Raw genomic sequence first — 14,547 nt, forward strand, 5'->3', positions numbered from 1 at the left:
ACAGCAACGCGGCCGTGACAGCACGGCACGGAGAAATTGGGTTACTACCAATATAAGTCCACACGCCAGCTTGATAAATGGGCTCGCGGGGAATTGATTGTGTCGTGATTGTTGTTAATTATTGTTGCCGCAGCTAATCCTGCGCGTCCCGCAGTCCTTGCCATGCCGGCGACAACGCCGGTCCCAGCGCAAACAGATCGAGCACGCGTGCGATCGTGTGGTCGACCATCTCGTCGATCGAAGCAGGCTGGTTATAGAACGCGGGCAGAGGCGGGAAGATCACGCCGCCCATTTCGGTGACGGCCGTCATATTGCGCAGATGCGCGAGGTTGAACGGCGTTTCGCGCACCAGCAGCACGAGGCGGCGACGCTCCTTCAGGGTGACGTCGGCGGCGCGGGTGATCAGGTTGTCGGCGAAACCGTGCGCGATGCTCGCGAGCGTCTTCATCGAGCAGGGCGCGACGACCATGCCGTCGGTCGCGAACGAGCCGGACGCGATGCTTGCGCCGACGTCGCGCACCGAATGGACGACATCCGCGAGCGGATGCACGTCTTCTTTGCCCAACTGGAGTTCATGCTGGATGTTGAGCCAACCCGCGCTCGAAATCAGCAGGTGGCTCTCGACGCCGCCGAGCCGCCGCAACGTCTCGAGCAGCCGGATGCCGTAGATGGCGCCGGTGGCGCCGGTGATCGCGACGATCAGCCGGCGGGGCGCCGCGGTGCGTGCTTGCTGCATGGCTTGCGGCGCCTGATAAAGCGAACGAAGCGTTGAACGCTCAGGCCGCGGCGAACAGCTGCTGCAGTTCGCCCGATTCGTACATCTCCATCATGATGTCCGAGCCGCCGATGAACTCGCCCTTCACATACAGCTGTGGAATGGTCGGCCAGTTCGAGAACACCTTGATCCCCTGACGGATTTCGTCGTCTTCGAGCACATTGACGGTCTTGATTTCACCGACGCCGCACGCTTTCAGGATCTGGATGGCGCGGCCGGAAAAACCGCACATCGGGAACTGGGCCGTGCCCTTCATGAAGAGAACGACGTTGTTGCCGTCGACGATTTGCTTGATGCGTTGTTGCGTATCCATGACTGACCTTGCGGTTCCGATAAAGGATGGGAATAGGCTGAAATGATAGCGGATTTCGCTACGGGCGGCCGCAGCCGCGTCGCGCCTGGGGTTTTAGCCTCGGCGGCCGCGCTTAGGCCGCGGCGGCGCGCAACACGCCCCCGCTGATTCGCTCGATGCCGGCGAGATCGCGCTCCGAGCGGACCTCGGCAAAACCGCCCGTGCTCAGCAACGCGCGCACGGCTTCGGCCTGGTCGTAGCCGTGTTCGATCCACAGCGCGCCGTCGGCGACGAGACGCTCGGGCGCACCGGCGACGATCGCGCGGATCGCGCTGAGGCCGTCGGCCTCGTCGGTGAGCGCGCCGCGCGGCTCGAAGCGCAGATCGCCTTCGGCCAGATGCGGGTCGCCGCTCGCGATATACGGTGGATTGCTGACGATCGCGTCAAAGCGCAGCGCGGCGTCGAGCGAGCCGTACCAGTCGCTGTGCAGGAACGTTACGGCGCCGCCGGGACGCTTCGCGTCGAGCAGGCGCGCGCCGTTGCGCGCAGCGACGGCGAGCGCGTCGGCCGAGCGGTCGAGTGCCCAGAGCTTGGCGTCGGGCCGCATCGACGCGATCGCCACCGCGATTGCGCCGGTTCCGGTACCGAGATCGAGCACACGCGGACGCGGCCGGGCTTCAATCGCCGCGAGCGCGGTCTCTACCAGCAGTTCGGTTTCGGGACGCGGAATCAGCACCTGTGGTGTTACTTCGAATTCGAGCCCGAAGAACTCGCGCGCGCCGACGAGTTGCGCGACCGGCTCGCCGGCTATGCGCCGCGCCTCCAGCGCGCGATAACGATCGGCGCTCGCGCGTTCGAGCGGCTCTTCGCCGCGCGTGATCAGCTGCGTGCGCCGCCAGCCGAGCACATGCGTGAGCAGAATCCGCGCTTCGAGCGGCGGCAATGGCGATGCACGCAATAGCACGTCGGCCGTCGCGGGGGCCGCGGCGGGCTCGAGCGGGACCGGGGAGGCGTCGGTCATTGTCGGGGCGTCAGTCCGCGTCGCCGAGCGAGGCCAGCAGCTCGGCCTGATGCTCGCTGACGAGCGCCGCGATCAGTTCTTCGAGATCGCCGTCCATGATCGCGTCGAGGCGATATAGCGTCAGGTTGATCCGGTGATCGGTGAGGCGTCCCTGCGGGAAGTTGTAGGTGCGGATGCGCTCCGAGCGGTCGCCCGAGCCGATCAGGTTCTTGCGCGTCGCCGCTTCCTTCGTCTGCTGCTCGTGCGTCTGCTTGTCCTTGATGCGCGCTGCGAGCACCTTCAGCGCGCGGTCCTTGTTCTTGTGCTGCGAGCGGTCGTCCTGACATTCGACGACGATCCCCGTCGGCAAGTGCGTGACACGCACCGCGGAATCGGTCTTGTTGATGTGCTGGCCGCCCGCGCCCGACGCGCGGAACGTATCGATGCGCAGATCGGCCGGATTGATCTCGACTTCGCCGATCTCGTCCGCTTCCGGCATCACCGCGACCGTGCAGGCCGACGTGTGAATGCGGCCCTGCGTTTCTGTGGCCGGCACGCGCTGCACGCGATGCCCGCCGGACTCGAACTTCAGCTTCGAATATGCGGCATCGCCGGCAATTCGCACGATGACTTCGCGATAGCCGCCGAGATCCGATTCGCTCGCCGACATCATCTCGACCTGCCAGCGGTTGCGTTCGGCATAGCGCAGATACATGCGCAGCAGATCGCCAGCGAACAGCGCGGATTCGTCGCCGCCGGTGCCCGCGCGGATTTCGAGGAAGATGTTGCGCTCGTCGTTCGGGTCTTTCGGCAGCAGCATTTTCTGCAGTTCGACGCCGAGCGTCTCCATTCGATCGCGCGCCGCGCGGATTTCCTCTTCGGCGAAATCGCGCATCGACGCGTCGGCGAGCAGTTCCTGCGCGGTGGCTGCGTCGTTCTGCGCCTGTCGCCACAGCCCGTAATGCTCGACGACCGGGCCGAGCTCCGCGTGTTCGCGCGTGAGCTTGCGGTATTGGTCGAGGTTGGCGGTGATGTCCTCGCGGCTCAACAGGTCGTTCAGTTCGGCCAGCCGGGTGGTCAGCTGGTCGAGCTTGCGTTGCATGCTCGTTTTCATCGGGCGGGTAGCGGAGCGGACTCCGGAAAGGATGCGGCCAGGGGAAAAGGGCGAATGCCCGGGGCGGAAGCACTTCGCGAGCCACGGCGGTGGCGCGCGGGGTGCGGCGAGCACTGCGCCGCTAACGCTCGGAAGAGCCGGAGTGTTTGTAGAAGCCGCTCATCAGCTCGATCAGCTTGTCACGGTTGTCGCTGCTCGCGCGGTTCAACGCGTGAGTAGGACCATGGATCAGCTTGTTGGTGAGCGACTGCGACAGTGCTTCGAGCACTGCGGCCGGATCGTCGCCGCGCGCGAGCATTTTCTGCGCGCGTTCGACTTCCGCGCGGCGCAGCGTGTCGGCCTGCGTGTGCATGTGGCGGATCACCGGCACGATGCTGCGCGCGTCGAGCCATTGCATGAAGTTCTGCACGCGCGTTTCGATGATCGCTTCGGCCTGCGCGACTGCGGCCTGGCGCGACGCATTGCCTTCGCGGACGATCGCGCCGAGGTCGTCGACGGTGTACAGGAACACGTCTTCGAGCTGGCCGGCTTCGGGTTCGATATCGCGCGGCACCGCGAGGTCGACCATGAAAATCGGCCGGTGACGGCGCGCCTTGACCGCGCGCTCGACCGCGCCGAGACCGATGATCGGCAGCGTGGACGCCGTGCACGACACGATGATGTCGAATTCGTGCATCCGGGAGGGCAGCTCGGAGAGTGGAATGGCGCGGCCGTTGAAGCGCTCGGCGAGCCGCATACCGCGCTCGGCGGTGCGGTTCGCGACGACGAGTTCACGCGGATGTTGCGCGGCGAAATGCGTCGCGCAGAGCTCGATCATTTCGCCAGCACCGATGAACAGCACGCGCTGGTTCGCGATCTTGTCGAAAATGCGTTGGGCGAGGCGTACCGCGGCGGCGGCCATCGACACCGACTGCGCGCCGATTTCGGTGGTGCTGCGCACTTCCTTTGCGACGGCGAAGGTGCGCTGGAACAGCTGGTTAAGGTAGGTTCCGAGAGCGCCGGCTTCGGAGGCGGTGCGAACCGCGTCCTTCATTTGTCCGACGATCTGCGTCTCGCCGAGCACCATTGAATCGAGCCCCGATGCGACGCGGAACGCGTGACGCACGGCTTCGGACTGCGGCAGCGCGTAGACGTGCGGCGCGAGTTCATCGATGGGGAGGTTGTGGTACTTCGACAGCCACTGGACCGAGGCTTCGCGCGCGGCGAGATCGTCGGTCGCGCAGTACAGTTCGGTGCGGTTGCAGGTGGACAGAATTGCCGCTTCCGGCGCATTGGGGGCCATGCGGCCCACCCAGATGCCTTTGAACGTATCCAGAGCGGGCTTGATCTGTTCGAGCGGAAACGCCACGCGTTCGCGCAAGGCGACAGGCGCAGTGTGATGGTTAATTCCGATCGTTAGAAGCTGCATTTGGGGGAGCTATCGTTCAGCCCTATATTATAGCGTTTTCACGATTCTCACATCCTGCGCGCGGTATACCCCGCATGTGTCAGCTCTCGCCTGTCTGGGGCTCCGGCGGAATCGCGTCGAGCTGGTAACCGTAACCATAGACCGGCGTCAGCGCGTAGCCAAGCTCCGGGCGTAGCTGCAGCTTGCCGCGCACGCGCGACGCGTGAGTGTCGATGGTGCGCGACTTTACGTCGCGGCGGCGCGACCACACGGTTTCGAGAATATGCGCGCGCGACACCGGTCGGGCCAGATTGTTGAACAGCAGTAGCGCGAGGCGGAATTCCTTTGGCGTGAGGATGACGGTCATCTCACGGAAGGTCACGGCGCAATTCGCCGCGTCGAAGGTATAGCCGCCGATCACGTCGCGCCGGCGTTTGGGCGGCCGCCGCAGGCCCGCGCGGCGTTGCAGCGCCTCGACGCGCGCGAGCATTTCGGGGCCGCGCACTGGTTTGCTGAGGCAGTCGTCGGCGCCGGCGTGCAGCGCGGCTACGATCTGGCACTCGCGCGGTGCCGAAATCAGCATCATGATGGGCAGACCTGGCAGAATGGAGCGCGCGCGCGGGATAACGTCTTCGGCGCAATGGTCGCCGGCCCAGCTTTCGGTGATCAGCAGGTCGAAAAATTCATCGGTGGCGTGCTGCAGGAAGGTGGCGCTGGTGGTGAAGTGAAGGCACACATGGCCGCCGGCGAAAATGAGCCGGTCGACCAGTTTGGCGTGTTGCAGGTCGGGTTCGATAAGGGCGATGCGCATGGCACGGCGTCAGCCGGGCAACGAGCGGAGCGGGAGGTGTTTTCGTCAGGCTTGCAACTTGCCTAAGCACACCCCGACCCCTAAACTCAACCGCTATGCGGAAAGCGCCGTGCTGAACTTCTATAGTTAAAGAGCCCAAAATGCTAGCCCTGGCGGCTGCGTCGGCCTATGAGACGAATCCGAAATTGAACTTGTCCTGTTTCGGCACCCAATCCGGAGCCCACGCCTGATGGGTTGGCCGGGCATTCTCGTTCTCGGCGTCGTGATCGGCCTCACGGGCTGGTGGTTGCACCCGCTGCCCAGGGTGAGCCGCGCGCGCTGGTGGGTCGCGCTCTTGGCCGGCGTGCTCGGCACGAGCATCGCGCGCATGGCCGGCAACGTGACAGGTCTTTTCCATGACGGCGACATGCACGAGTGGCCGGTATGCACCGCCGTCGCGCTTATCGCCGTCGCCGTAACGGTCGGCCTCTTTTCGCGCCGGTCAATCCGTCGATGAATCCTTGCAGGTAACTCCATGAACGCCCGACTCCCCGAAACCTCCTCCATTCCCGAGCGCCTCGCGAGCCTGCGCGCCGCGATGGCGCGCGAAGGCATCGCCGCTTATCTCGTGCCGTCGGCCGATCCGCATCTGTCCGAGTATCTGCCAGGTCGCTGGCAAGGCCGCCAGTGGCTGTCGGGCTTCACCGGCTCGGCCGGCACGCTGATCGTCACCTCCGATTTCGCCGGCGTCTGGACCGATAGCCGCTACTGGGAGCAAGCGAGCGCGCAACTCGCCGGCACCAGTGTCGCGCTGATGAAGATGACTGGCGGCCAGCTCACGACGCCGCATTTCGAATGGCTCGCACAGAACGTCGCGAGCGGCGGCACGGTCGGGGTGGATGGCGCGGTGCTCGGCGTCGCGGCCGCGCGTGCGCTGAGCGCAGCGCTGAACGCACGCGGCGTGCAACTGCGCACCGACGTCGACCTGTTCGACGCGATCTGGGCGCAGCGCCCGGCGCTGCCCGCCGACGCCGTCTTCGAGCACGCCGCGCCGCAAGCGGGCGTCGCGCGCGCGGACAAGCTCGCGCAGGTGCGTCGCGCGATGGCCGACAAAGGCGCGCAGTGGCACTTCATCTCGACGCTCGACGACCTCGCCTGGCTGCTGAACCTGCGTGGCGCCGACGTCAGCTACAACCCGGTGTTCGTCGCCCACGCGCTGATCGGCGCGGATCGCGTGTCGCTTTTTATCGCTGACGGCAAAGTGTCGCCGGCGCTCGCCGACGTGCTCGCGCGTGACGGTATCAGCGTCGAGCCGTACGCCAAAGCCGCCGACGCGCTCGCCGCGCTCCCAGCCGGCAGCACGCTGCTGGTCGACCCGCGCCGCATCACGTACGGCTCGCTGCAGGCGGTGCCGTCGGGGGTCAAGGTGGTCGAAGCGGTCAATCCGTCCACGTTCCTCAAGTCGTGCAAGACCGCCGCCGATGCCGCGCACGTGCGCGACACGATGGAGCAGGACGGCGCGGCCCTCGCCGAATTCTTCGCCTGGTTCGAAAGCGCGCTGGGCCGCGAACGCATCACCGAGCTGACGATCGACGAGCGTCTGACGGCCGCCCGCGCGCGCCGTCCCGGGTTCGTGTCGCTGAGCTTCGCGACGATCGCGGGCTTCAACGCGAACGGTGCGATGCCGCACTATCGCGCGACCGAAGAGTCGCATGCGGTGATCGAAGGCAACGGCCTGCTGCTGATCGATTCGGGCGGCCAGTACCTGAGCGGCACGACCGACATCACGCGCGTCGTGCCGATCGGCACGCCGAGCAATGAACAGCGCCGCGATTTCACGGTCGTGCTGAAGGGCATGATCGCGCTGTCACGCGCGCAGTTCCCGCGTGGCATCCGCTCGCCGATGCTCGACGCGATCGCGCGCGCGCCGATCTGGCAGGCCGGCGCCGACTATGGTCACGGCACCGGTCACGGGGTCGGCTACTTCCTGAACGTGCACGAAGGCCCGCAGGTGATCTCGCACTACGCGCCGGCCGAACCGTGGACCGCGATGGAAGAGGGCATGATCACCTCGAACGAGCCGGGTCTGTATCGGCCGGGCAAATGGGGCGTGCGCATCGAAAACCTCGTGCTGAACGTGGCCGCCGAAAAAACCGAATTCGGCGACTTCCTGAAGTTCGAAACCCTGACGCTGTGCCCGATCGACACGCGCTGCATCGAGCTGTCGCTGCTGCGCGACGACGAGCGCGCGTGGCTCAACGGGTATCACGAGACGGTGCGCGCGCGCCTCTCGCCGCATGTGTCGGGTGACGCAAAGGTGTGGCTCGAACTGCGCACACAACCGATCTGAGCGTAGCGGCGATCTTCCAAACGGAGCGTGGTGCATGGCGATCAAGGCAGTGGTGTTCGATTTCGGCGGCGTGCTGATCGACTGGAGTCCCGAGTACCTGTACCGCGAGCTGATTCCCGACGAATCGGAGCGCCGCTGGTTCCTCACGCACGTCTGCTCGATGGACTGGGTGATCCGCCAGGACGGGGGGCAGCCGATCGTCGAAGCCACCGACGAGCTGATCGCGCAGTTTCCCGATCACGAATCGTTGATTCGCGCGTTCTATGAGCGCTGGCATCAAATGGTGGCGGGGGTGCTCGACGACGGCATCGCGCTGATGGAAAAGCTCGAAGCGGCCGATGTACCGCTCTTCGGGCTCACCAACTGGTCGGCCGAGACCTTCCCGTATGCGTGGGAGCATTATCCGGTGCTGCGGCGCTTTCGCGACATCGTCGTGTCGGGGCGCGTGAAGCTCGTGAAGCCCGATCCGGCGATCTTCGCCGAGATGCGCCGGCGCATCGAGCTGCAGATGCCCGGCGTCGAGCCGGCCGAGCTCGTCTTCATCGACGACAACGCGAAAAACGCCGAAGCCGCGACGGAGCTCGGCTGGCACGGCGTGCATCACACGAGCGCCGCGCAAACGGAGGCGAAGCTGCGCGAGTTGGGCTTGCCGGTTTGAGCTGAGCGCTGCCGTTACTGTCCCAGCAGATTTTTCAACGCATTGCCGAGGCCTTTGACGGTCTCGCCCGCGCCCTTCGCGACCCCTTCGACGCTGACCCCGAGCGCCTTCGCAAACCCCTCGCCGATGCGCTTGAGGATCCCTTCGCGCACCGAGAACTTCGGATCGCGCAGATCGCCGTCGAGCACGAAATGCAGTGTGATGTTGCCGTCATGCGTCTTCAGCGCGGCGACCGCGGCGCGGGTCGGAATCGACATGAACGTCTCGAGCGGATTGTCGGTTTCGGCGAGCTGCAGATTGTGGACCGTCACCGTGCCGGGCGCGTGCAGGTGATAGTTGCGCACCGTCGATTCGATCGACAGATCGACGGTACCGCCCGTCACCTGCGCGCCCGTGCCGGCCTTCTTCAGCAGATACGGATCGAGCATCGCGACATCGACACCATGCAGCGTGGTCGTGGTCTGCGAATCGCGGCTGGCGATCCTGATCCAGCCGTCGAACGTCACGGTGCCGGTATGCGCCGGACCCCTCAGCGAGCCGCGAACGCTGACATTGGTCGGCTCAGCAAGCGACGGCAGATGCAGATTGTCGACGCTCGCGTTCGCGTTGCTGACCGTGACCTTGAACGGCGGCGGCCCGACGCTCATGTCGTAGAAGTGGAAGTTGCCGTGTTCGAAGCGGATACGGTCGACCTGCTTTTCCCGTGGGATCGACGGCGCTGTGTTAGCGCCGCCCGGACGATCGCCGCGGTTCAGCGATTCGCGCAGATTCGGCAGCAGATTGAGCGAGCCGTCCTTGGTGCGTAGCACGGACATGTCGAAGCCGCGCACGACGACCTCGCGGATATGCATGCGCCGCGCGATCAGATCGCGCACGTCGGGGGTGATCGTGATTTCGTCGGCGCGTAGCGGTTCGCCCGCCGGCCAGCCTGGCGGCGCCTTCAGCACGACGTGGGTCAGGTGTACCGAGGTGAGGCCGACGTCGATACTGTCGGCGCTGCCGAGCGGCCCGAGCGCCGCGCTGACGCGGTTCTTGACTTCCTGTTGCGCGAATTGCATCGCGCCGACCGCGATCAGAATCAACGCCAATAGCGTTCCGCCCGCGACGACGATCCAGCGCCTGCCCTTCGACATCGCCATGCTGTGTCTCCTCGTCACGGCGCCGCGCGTCGCGCAGCGCGGTGTTGACCGTCTGTCGTGTGCGCGGGACTTTCACGCGCGCCTGCATCAAGTGACGAATAGCAACGCGCATGCCCCGTGGCCCGTCCGGCATTGCGCCAGAGGGGCCGGTGTGCCCCGCTTATTAGCGCGAGATCGGCTTGTAGCGCAGACGCTTCGGCCGCGCGCCTTCCTCGCCGAGACGAGCGCGCTTGTCCGCTTCGTATTCCTGGTAGTTGCCGTCGAAGAACGTGACTTGCGAGTCGCCCTCGAACGCGAGGATATGCGTCGCGATACGATCGAGGAACCAGCGATCGTGCGAGATCACCAGCACCGAACCCGCGAATTCGAGCAGCGCGTCTTCGAGCGCGCGCAGCGTTTCGACGTCGAGGTCGTTCGACGGTTCGTCTAGCAGCAGCACGTTGCCGCCCGCGATCAGCGTCTTCGCCAGATGCAGACGACCGCGCTCGCCGCCGGACAGATTGCCGACGATCTTCTGCTGGTCGCCGCCCTTGAAGTTGAAGCGGCCGATATACGCGCGCGACGGCGTTTCGTACTTCCCGACCGTCAGCACGTCCGCGCCGCCCGAGATTTCCTCGAACACCGTCTTGTTGGCTGCGAGCGCTTCGCGGCTCTGGTCCACGTAAGCGAGCTTGACGGTCGGGCCCTGCACGATTTCGCCCGAATCCGGTTGTTCGCGGCCGGTCAGCATACGGAACAGCGTCGACTTGCCGGCGCCGTTCGGACCGATGATGCCGACAATCGCGCCGGCCGGAATCTTGAAGCTGACGTTATCGAGCAGCAGCCGATCGCCGTACGACTTGCTGACGTTCTTGAACTCGATCACTTCATTGCCGAGGCGGTCGCCGACCGGAATGAAGATTTCCTGCGTTTCGTTGCGCTTCTGGTAGTCCTGGCTGTTCAGTTCCTCGAAGCGCGCGATACGCGCCTTCGATTTTGCCTGGCGGCCCTTCGGATTCTGGCGCACCCACTCGAGCTCCTTCTTGATCGCCTTCTGGCGCGCCGACTCCGACGCTTCTTCCTGCTTCAGGCGCTCTTCCTTCTGATCGAGCCAGCTGCTGTAGTTGCCCTTCCACGGAATGCCGTGGCCGCGGTCGAGTTCGAGAATCCACTCGGCGGCGTTGTCGAGGAAGTAGCGATCGTGCGTGACGGCGACCACGGTGCCCGGGAAGCGCGTCAGGAACTGCTCGAGCCATTCGACCGATTCTGCGTCGAGGTGGTTGGTCGGCTCGTCGAGCAGCAGCATGTCGGGCTTTTGCAGCAGCAGCTTGCACAGCGCCACGCGGCGCTTTTCGCCGCCCGACAGATGCTCGATCTTCGCGTCCCACGCCGGCAGGCGCAGTGCGTCGGCGGCGATTTCGATCTGCTGCTCGGCGCTGCCGTCGGTGGTCGCGAGGATCGCTTCGTACTTCGCCTGCTCGGCGGCGAGCGCGTCGAAGTCGGCGTCCGGCTCCGCGTAGGCCGCGTAGATTTCGTCGAGCTTCTTCTGGGCATTGAACACGTCGCCGAGACCTTCTTCGACCGCTTCACGCACGGTCTTCTGCGGATCGAGTTGCGGCTCCTGCGGCAGATAGCCGATGTTCAGGTTCGGCATCGGCGTGGCTTCGCCTTCGATCTCCGTGTCCACACCCGCCATGATGCGGATCAGAGTCGACTTGCCCGAGCCGTTCAGACCGAGCAGGCCGATCTTCGCGCCGGGGAAGAACGATAGCGAAATGTCTTTGAGGATCTGGCGCTTGGGCGGCACGATTTTGCCGACCCGGTTCATGGTGAAAACGTATTGGGCCATTTGCTTGCAGTAAACGTTGACGATGCCGGCCGCGTGCGGGCGGGCAGTCGGGGTTGAATGGGTAATCGGTGTGAGGGCCGGGCGGAACACCCGGCGCCGCCCGGCGCGGCGTCGGATTCGACGACGCTGCCGCGCGCGGCGTGTGGTTCAGGTGGCATTGTACTTCGCGGCGGGGGGCAGGCGGCAGGGGCCGGACCGCTGGCGGGCCGCTTCACGGACCGGGTGGTGCGCTGTTTGCGCGCGCTGTGTCGCCGATCTTCGGAGCCATTGCGCGACGCCGCCGTGCGGTGAGCAGGCGGCGGCGTCCAGCCGCAGTGTCAGTTCGCGCGCTGTCCCGTCACCGGATCGAAGAAGTGCAGATGTCGTGCGGGCAGCGCGAGCTGCAGCGCCTCGCCTGCCGCCGGACGATGAGCGTGCGGCAGTCGCGCGGTCACGTCGTGCTTGCCCCAGCGGCCGTGGGCGAGATTGTCCGCGCCGAGAATCTCGCAGGAGTCGACGGTGAGCGTGGCATCGGCCGTGCCAGGGCTCAGATGCTCGGGGCGAATGCCGAGCGTCCATTCGCGGCCCGTCGCGACCTCGCGGCCGATCGACGGCACACCCGCGAGCGGCAGCTTCGGGCCGTTGCCGGCGACGTCGAAGGTCGAACCGTCGTCCGAAACGCGGCCTTCGAGCAGGTTCATCCCCGGCGAGCCGATGAAGCTCGCGACGAACACCGTGGCCGGCCGCTCGTAGACTTCGGTCGGCGCGCCGATCTGCTCGGCGTGGCCCTTGTTCATCACGATCACGCGTTGCGCCAGCGTCATCGCTTCGATCTGATCGTGCGTGACGTACAGGCTCGTGGTCTTCAGGCGCGCATGCAGGCGCTGGATTTCGAGGCGCATCTGCACGCGCAGACGGGCGTCGAGATTCGACAGCGGTTCGTCGAACAGAAACACCGCCGGCTCGCGCACGATCGCGCGTCCCATCGCGACGCGTTGCCGCTGCCCGCCCGACAGTTCGCGCGGCTTGCGTTGCAGCAGCGTGCCGAGTTCGAGAATCTGCGCGGCGGCTTCGACGCGTTTCGCGATCTGCGCGCGATCGACGCCCGCGATCTTCAGCGCGTAACCCATGTTCTCGGCCACGCTCATATGCGGATATAGCGCGTAGTTCTGGAACACCATCGCGATGTTGCGGTCCTTCGGCTCCAGATCGTTGACGACCTTGCCAGCGATCGAAATGCTGCCGTCGGAGATGCGCTCGAGCCCGGCGACCATCCGCAGCAGCGTCGATTTGCCGCAGCCGGACGGGCCGACCATCACGACGAATTCGCCGTCGGCGACGTCGACGTCGATGCCGTGCAACACGAACTGTTTGCCGTCGTAGGTTTTCTTAACGCTTTGCAGAGTCAGTGCAGCCATGCCGTTCTAGCCTTAATTTTTGAGTGCTTGTCGCGGTCCGCGATACCGCGTCATTTTTCCGAATCCACGAGGCCGCGCACGAACCAACGCTGCATCGTCAGCACGACGACGAGCGGCGGCAGCATCGCGAGCAGCGTGGCCGTCATCACCAGATGCCATTCGGTCGCGGTATCGCCGGAGGCGATCATGCCCCTGATGCCGATCACCGCGGTGATCAGCGACTGCTGGCTGGTGATCAGGATCGGCCACAGATACTGGTTCCAGCCGTAGATGAAGGTGATCACGAAGAGGGCGGCCATCGTGGTCCGCGACAGCGGCAGCACGACGTCCCAGAAGAAGCGCAGCGCGCCTGCGCCGTCGATGCGCGCGGCTTCCATCAGCTCGTCGGGCAGCGTCTTGAAGAACTGGCGGAACAGGAACGTCGCGGTCGCCGACGCGATCAGCGGCAGCGTCAAACCGGTGTACGTATTGCTCAGATGCATCGACGACACCACCTGCACGGTCGGAAAAATGCGCACTTCGACCGGCAGCATCAGCGTGATGAAAATCAGCCAGAACGCGGCGGTGCGAAACGGAAAGCGGAAGTAGACGATCGCATATGCGGAGATCATCGACACGGCGATCTTGCCGATCGCGATTACGAGCGCCATCACGAGGCTGTTGAGCAGCATGCGGTTGAACGGCGCCGCCGCGTTGCCGGTGCCTTGTGTCCAGATGGTGACGATGTTCTCGAACAGGTGCGTGCTGGGCACGAGCGACAGCGGCACCGTGAACACCTCGTGTTCGCTCATCGTCGCGGCGCAGAACGCGACGTACACCGGAAACACCACCAGCGCGACGCCGATGATCAGCACCGCGTGACAGAACAGGTCGAAACCGCGTCGGTTCTCGATCATGAGTATTGAACCCTGCGTTCGATGAAGCGGAATTGCACGACGGTCAGCGCGACGACGATGATCATCAGCACGACCGACTGCGCGCCCGAGCTGCCGATATCGAGCCCCTGGAAGCCTTCGGCGAAGATCTTGTAGATCAATGTGCGGGTCGCCTGGCCTGGTCCGCCGCCGGTCGCCGCGTCGATCACCGGGAAGGTATCGAAGAACGCGTAGGTGATGTTGATCACCAGCAGAAAGAACGTGGTCGGCGACAGCAGCGGCAGCGCGATGCCGAAGAAGCGGCGCACCGGACCGGCGCCGTCGATCGCGGCCGCTTCGATCAGCGAGCGCGGAATCGCCTGCAGTCCCGCGTAGAAGAACAGGAAGTTGTAGCTGATCTGCTGCCAGACCGATGCAAGCACGACGAGGAACATCGCCTGTCCGGGGTTCAGCGCGTGATTCCACACGACGCCGTATTTCGCGAGCGCATACGTGACGAGACCGATGCTCGGGTTGAACAGGAACGACCACAGCACCGCGGCGATCGCGGGCGCGACCGCGTACGGCCAGATAAGCAGCGTTTGATAGGCCTTCGCGCCGCGCGTCACGCGATCCGCGCAGACCGCGAGCAACAGGGAGATCACGAGGCCCGACACGGTGACGAGCGTACAGAACACGATCGTCGTGTTGAACGACGCGAGATATAAAGGATCGGCGAACAGCTGCTTGAAGTTCGCGAGTCCGACGAACTCGCTCGACGTGCCGAACGCGTCCTGAGTTTGCGTCGATTGCCAGAGCGCGACGCCGGCCGGCCACAGGAAGAACACCAGCGTGATGATCAGCTGCGGCGCGACGAGCAGGTAGGGCAGCGCGCTGGTGCCGAAGTAAGAGCGCTTATCCATCGGGATGTCCAGAGTGTGGTGCAACAACGGGTTCCGGCGC

Annotated in this window: 14 protein-coding genes; 3 read left to right on the top strand and 11 right to left on the bottom strand. The window is 65.2% G+C overall.

The window, feature by feature from the left end; genetic code table 11:
* Positions 1 to 133 precede the first annotated feature (133 nt).
* The 6 genes from ACLFKU_RS20415 to ACLFKU_RS20440 all read right to left on the bottom strand — a co-directional run bounded on the left by ACLFKU_RS20415 (position 134) and on the right by ACLFKU_RS20440 (position 5,379).
* Positions 134 to 736, bottom strand: a complete 603-nt coding sequence (locus tag ACLFKU_RS20415) for a UbiX family flavin prenyltransferase (protein WP_410850248.1) — start codon at positions 734 to 736, stop codon at positions 134 to 136.
* Positions 737 to 776: 40 nt separating this feature from the next.
* Positions 777 to 1,088 (bottom strand): Grx4 family monothiol glutaredoxin, encoded by a 312-nt coding sequence (gene grxD / locus ACLFKU_RS20420; RefSeq protein ID WP_008918687.1) that lies wholly within the window; start codon positions 1,086 to 1,088, stop codon positions 777 to 779.
* Positions 1,089 to 1,200: 112 nt separating this feature from the next.
* Entirely contained in the window at positions 1,201 to 2,088 is an 888-nt protein-coding gene (prmC, locus tag ACLFKU_RS20425) for a peptide chain release factor N(5)-glutamine methyltransferase (protein WP_410850249.1), read from the bottom strand.
* Between the two features lie 10 nt (positions 2,089 to 2,098).
* Positions 2,099 to 3,181: a peptide chain release factor 1 gene (prfA, locus tag ACLFKU_RS20430; RefSeq protein ID WP_013090660.1), complete on the bottom strand. Its 1,083-nt coding sequence runs from the start codon at positions 3,179 to 3,181 to the stop codon at positions 2,099 to 2,101.
* A gap of 121 nt (positions 3,182 to 3,302) precedes the next feature.
* Positions 3,303 to 4,589, bottom strand: coding sequence for a glutamyl-tRNA reductase (hemA, locus tag ACLFKU_RS20435; protein WP_368584328.1), 1,287 nt, complete (start codon positions 4,587 to 4,589; stop codon positions 3,303 to 3,305).
* A gap of 79 nt (positions 4,590 to 4,668) precedes the next feature.
* Positions 4,669 to 5,379, bottom strand: coding sequence for a response regulator transcription factor (locus ACLFKU_RS20440; RefSeq protein ID WP_368584327.1), 711 nt, complete (start codon positions 5,377 to 5,379; stop codon positions 4,669 to 4,671).
* 229 nt (positions 5,380 to 5,608) lie between these two features.
* On the opposite strand from ACLFKU_RS20440, the gene ACLFKU_RS20445 reads away from it, so the two are divergent.
* From ACLFKU_RS20445 to ACLFKU_RS20455, 3 genes are read left to right on the top strand one after another with little or no spacing between them, the layout of a single operon-like run.
* Positions 5,609 to 5,875, top strand: coding sequence for a hypothetical protein (locus ACLFKU_RS20445; protein ID WP_410850250.1), 267 nt, complete (start codon positions 5,609 to 5,611; stop codon positions 5,873 to 5,875).
* An 18-nt stretch (positions 5,876 to 5,893) separates the two neighbouring features.
* Positions 5,894 to 7,708 (top strand): aminopeptidase P family protein, encoded by a 1,815-nt coding sequence (locus ACLFKU_RS20450; protein ID WP_410850251.1) that lies wholly within the window; start codon positions 5,894 to 5,896, stop codon positions 7,706 to 7,708.
* A 34-nt stretch (positions 7,709 to 7,742) separates the two neighbouring features.
* Positions 7,743 to 8,366: an HAD family hydrolase gene (locus ACLFKU_RS20455; protein ID WP_410850252.1), complete on the top strand. Its 624-nt coding sequence runs from the start codon at positions 7,743 to 7,745 to the stop codon at positions 8,364 to 8,366.
* A gap of 14 nt (positions 8,367 to 8,380) precedes the next feature.
* Here ACLFKU_RS20455 and ACLFKU_RS20460 read toward each other — a convergent pair whose 3' ends face one another.
* The 5 genes from ACLFKU_RS20460 to ugpA all read right to left on the bottom strand — a co-directional run bounded on the left by ACLFKU_RS20460 (position 8,381) and on the right by ugpA (position 14,507).
* Positions 8,381 to 9,505 carry a DUF748 domain-containing protein gene (locus tag ACLFKU_RS20460; RefSeq protein ID WP_410850253.1) on the bottom strand — a complete coding sequence of 375 codons (1,125 nt, stop codon included), beginning with the start codon at positions 9,503 to 9,505 and terminating at the stop codon, positions 8,381 to 8,383.
* Positions 9,506 to 9,668: 163 nt separating this feature from the next.
* A complete protein-coding gene (ettA, locus tag ACLFKU_RS20465; RefSeq protein WP_152853645.1) occupies positions 9,669 to 11,333 on the bottom strand; it encodes an energy-dependent translational throttle protein EttA in 1,665 nt (554 codons plus the stop codon).
* A gap of 317 nt (positions 11,334 to 11,650) precedes the next feature.
* Positions 11,651 to 12,730 (bottom strand): sn-glycerol-3-phosphate import ATP-binding protein UgpC, encoded by a 1,080-nt coding sequence (locus tag ACLFKU_RS20470; RefSeq protein WP_410850254.1) that lies wholly within the window; start codon positions 12,728 to 12,730, stop codon positions 11,651 to 11,653.
* A gap of 50 nt (positions 12,731 to 12,780) precedes the next feature.
* Positions 12,781 to 13,626, bottom strand: a complete 846-nt coding sequence (ugpE, locus tag ACLFKU_RS20475) for a sn-glycerol-3-phosphate ABC transporter permease UgpE (RefSeq protein WP_410850255.1) — start codon at positions 13,624 to 13,626, stop codon at positions 12,781 to 12,783.
* Complete coding sequence (ugpA, locus tag ACLFKU_RS20480) at positions 13,623 to 14,507, bottom strand: sn-glycerol-3-phosphate ABC transporter permease UgpA (protein ID WP_018433769.1); 885 nt, start codon at positions 14,505 to 14,507, stop codon at positions 13,623 to 13,625. The genes ugpE and ugpA overlap by 4 nt, the downstream gene beginning before the upstream one ends.
* Positions 14,508 to 14,547: the final 40 nt, after the last annotated feature.

Origin of the sequence: Paraburkholderia sp. EG304 (assembly GCF_046543485.1) — a bacterium.
Lineage (GTDB): Bacteria > Pseudomonadota > Gammaproteobacteria > Burkholderiales > Burkholderiaceae > Paraburkholderia > Paraburkholderia youngii.

Excerpts from the sequence above, each read along its gene's own strand:
- prmC (WP_410850249.1), bottom strand. The coding sequence starts at position 2,088 with ATGACCGACGCCTCCCCGGTCCCGCTCGAGCCCGCCGCGGCCCCCGCG.
- ACLFKU_RS20470 (WP_410850254.1), bottom strand. The coding sequence starts at position 12,730 with ATGGCTGCACTGACTCTGCAAAGCGTTAAGAAAACCTACGACGGCAAA.
- ACLFKU_RS20415 (WP_410850248.1), bottom strand. The coding sequence starts at position 736 with ATGCAGCAAGCACGCACCGCGGCGCCCCGCCGGCTGATCGTCGCGATC.
- ettA (WP_152853645.1), bottom strand. The coding sequence starts at position 11,333 with ATGGCCCAATACGTTTTCACCATGAACCGGGTCGGCAAAATCGTGCCG.
- ACLFKU_RS20450 (WP_410850251.1), top strand. The coding sequence starts at position 5,894 with ATGAACGCCCGACTCCCCGAAACCTCCTCCATTCCCGAGCGCCTCGCG.
- hemA (WP_368584328.1), bottom strand. The coding sequence starts at position 4,589 with ATGCAGCTTCTAACGATCGGAATTAACCATCACACTGCGCCTGTCGCC.
- ACLFKU_RS20445 (WP_410850250.1), top strand. The coding sequence starts at position 5,609 with ATGGGTTGGCCGGGCATTCTCGTTCTCGGCGTCGTGATCGGCCTCACG.
- ACLFKU_RS20440 (WP_368584327.1), bottom strand. The coding sequence starts at position 5,379 with ATGCGCATCGCCCTTATCGAACCCGACCTGCAACACGCCAAACTGGTC.
- ACLFKU_RS20460 (WP_410850253.1), bottom strand. The coding sequence starts at position 9,505 with ATGGCGATGTCGAAGGGCAGGCGCTGGATCGTCGTCGCGGGCGGAACG.
- ACLFKU_RS20455 (WP_410850252.1), top strand. The coding sequence starts at position 7,743 with ATGGCGATCAAGGCAGTGGTGTTCGATTTCGGCGGCGTGCTGATCGAC.
- ugpE (WP_410850255.1), bottom strand. The coding sequence starts at position 13,626 with ATGATCGAGAACCGACGCGGTTTCGACCTGTTCTGTCACGCGGTGCTG.
- ugpA (WP_018433769.1), bottom strand. The coding sequence starts at position 14,507 with ATGGATAAGCGCTCTTACTTCGGCACCAGCGCGCTGCCCTACCTGCTC.
- grxD (WP_008918687.1), bottom strand. The coding sequence starts at position 1,088 with ATGGATACGCAACAACGCATCAAGCAAATCGTCGACGGCAACAACGTC.
- prfA (WP_013090660.1), bottom strand. The coding sequence starts at position 3,181 with ATGAAAACGAGCATGCAACGCAAGCTCGACCAGCTGACCACCCGGCTG.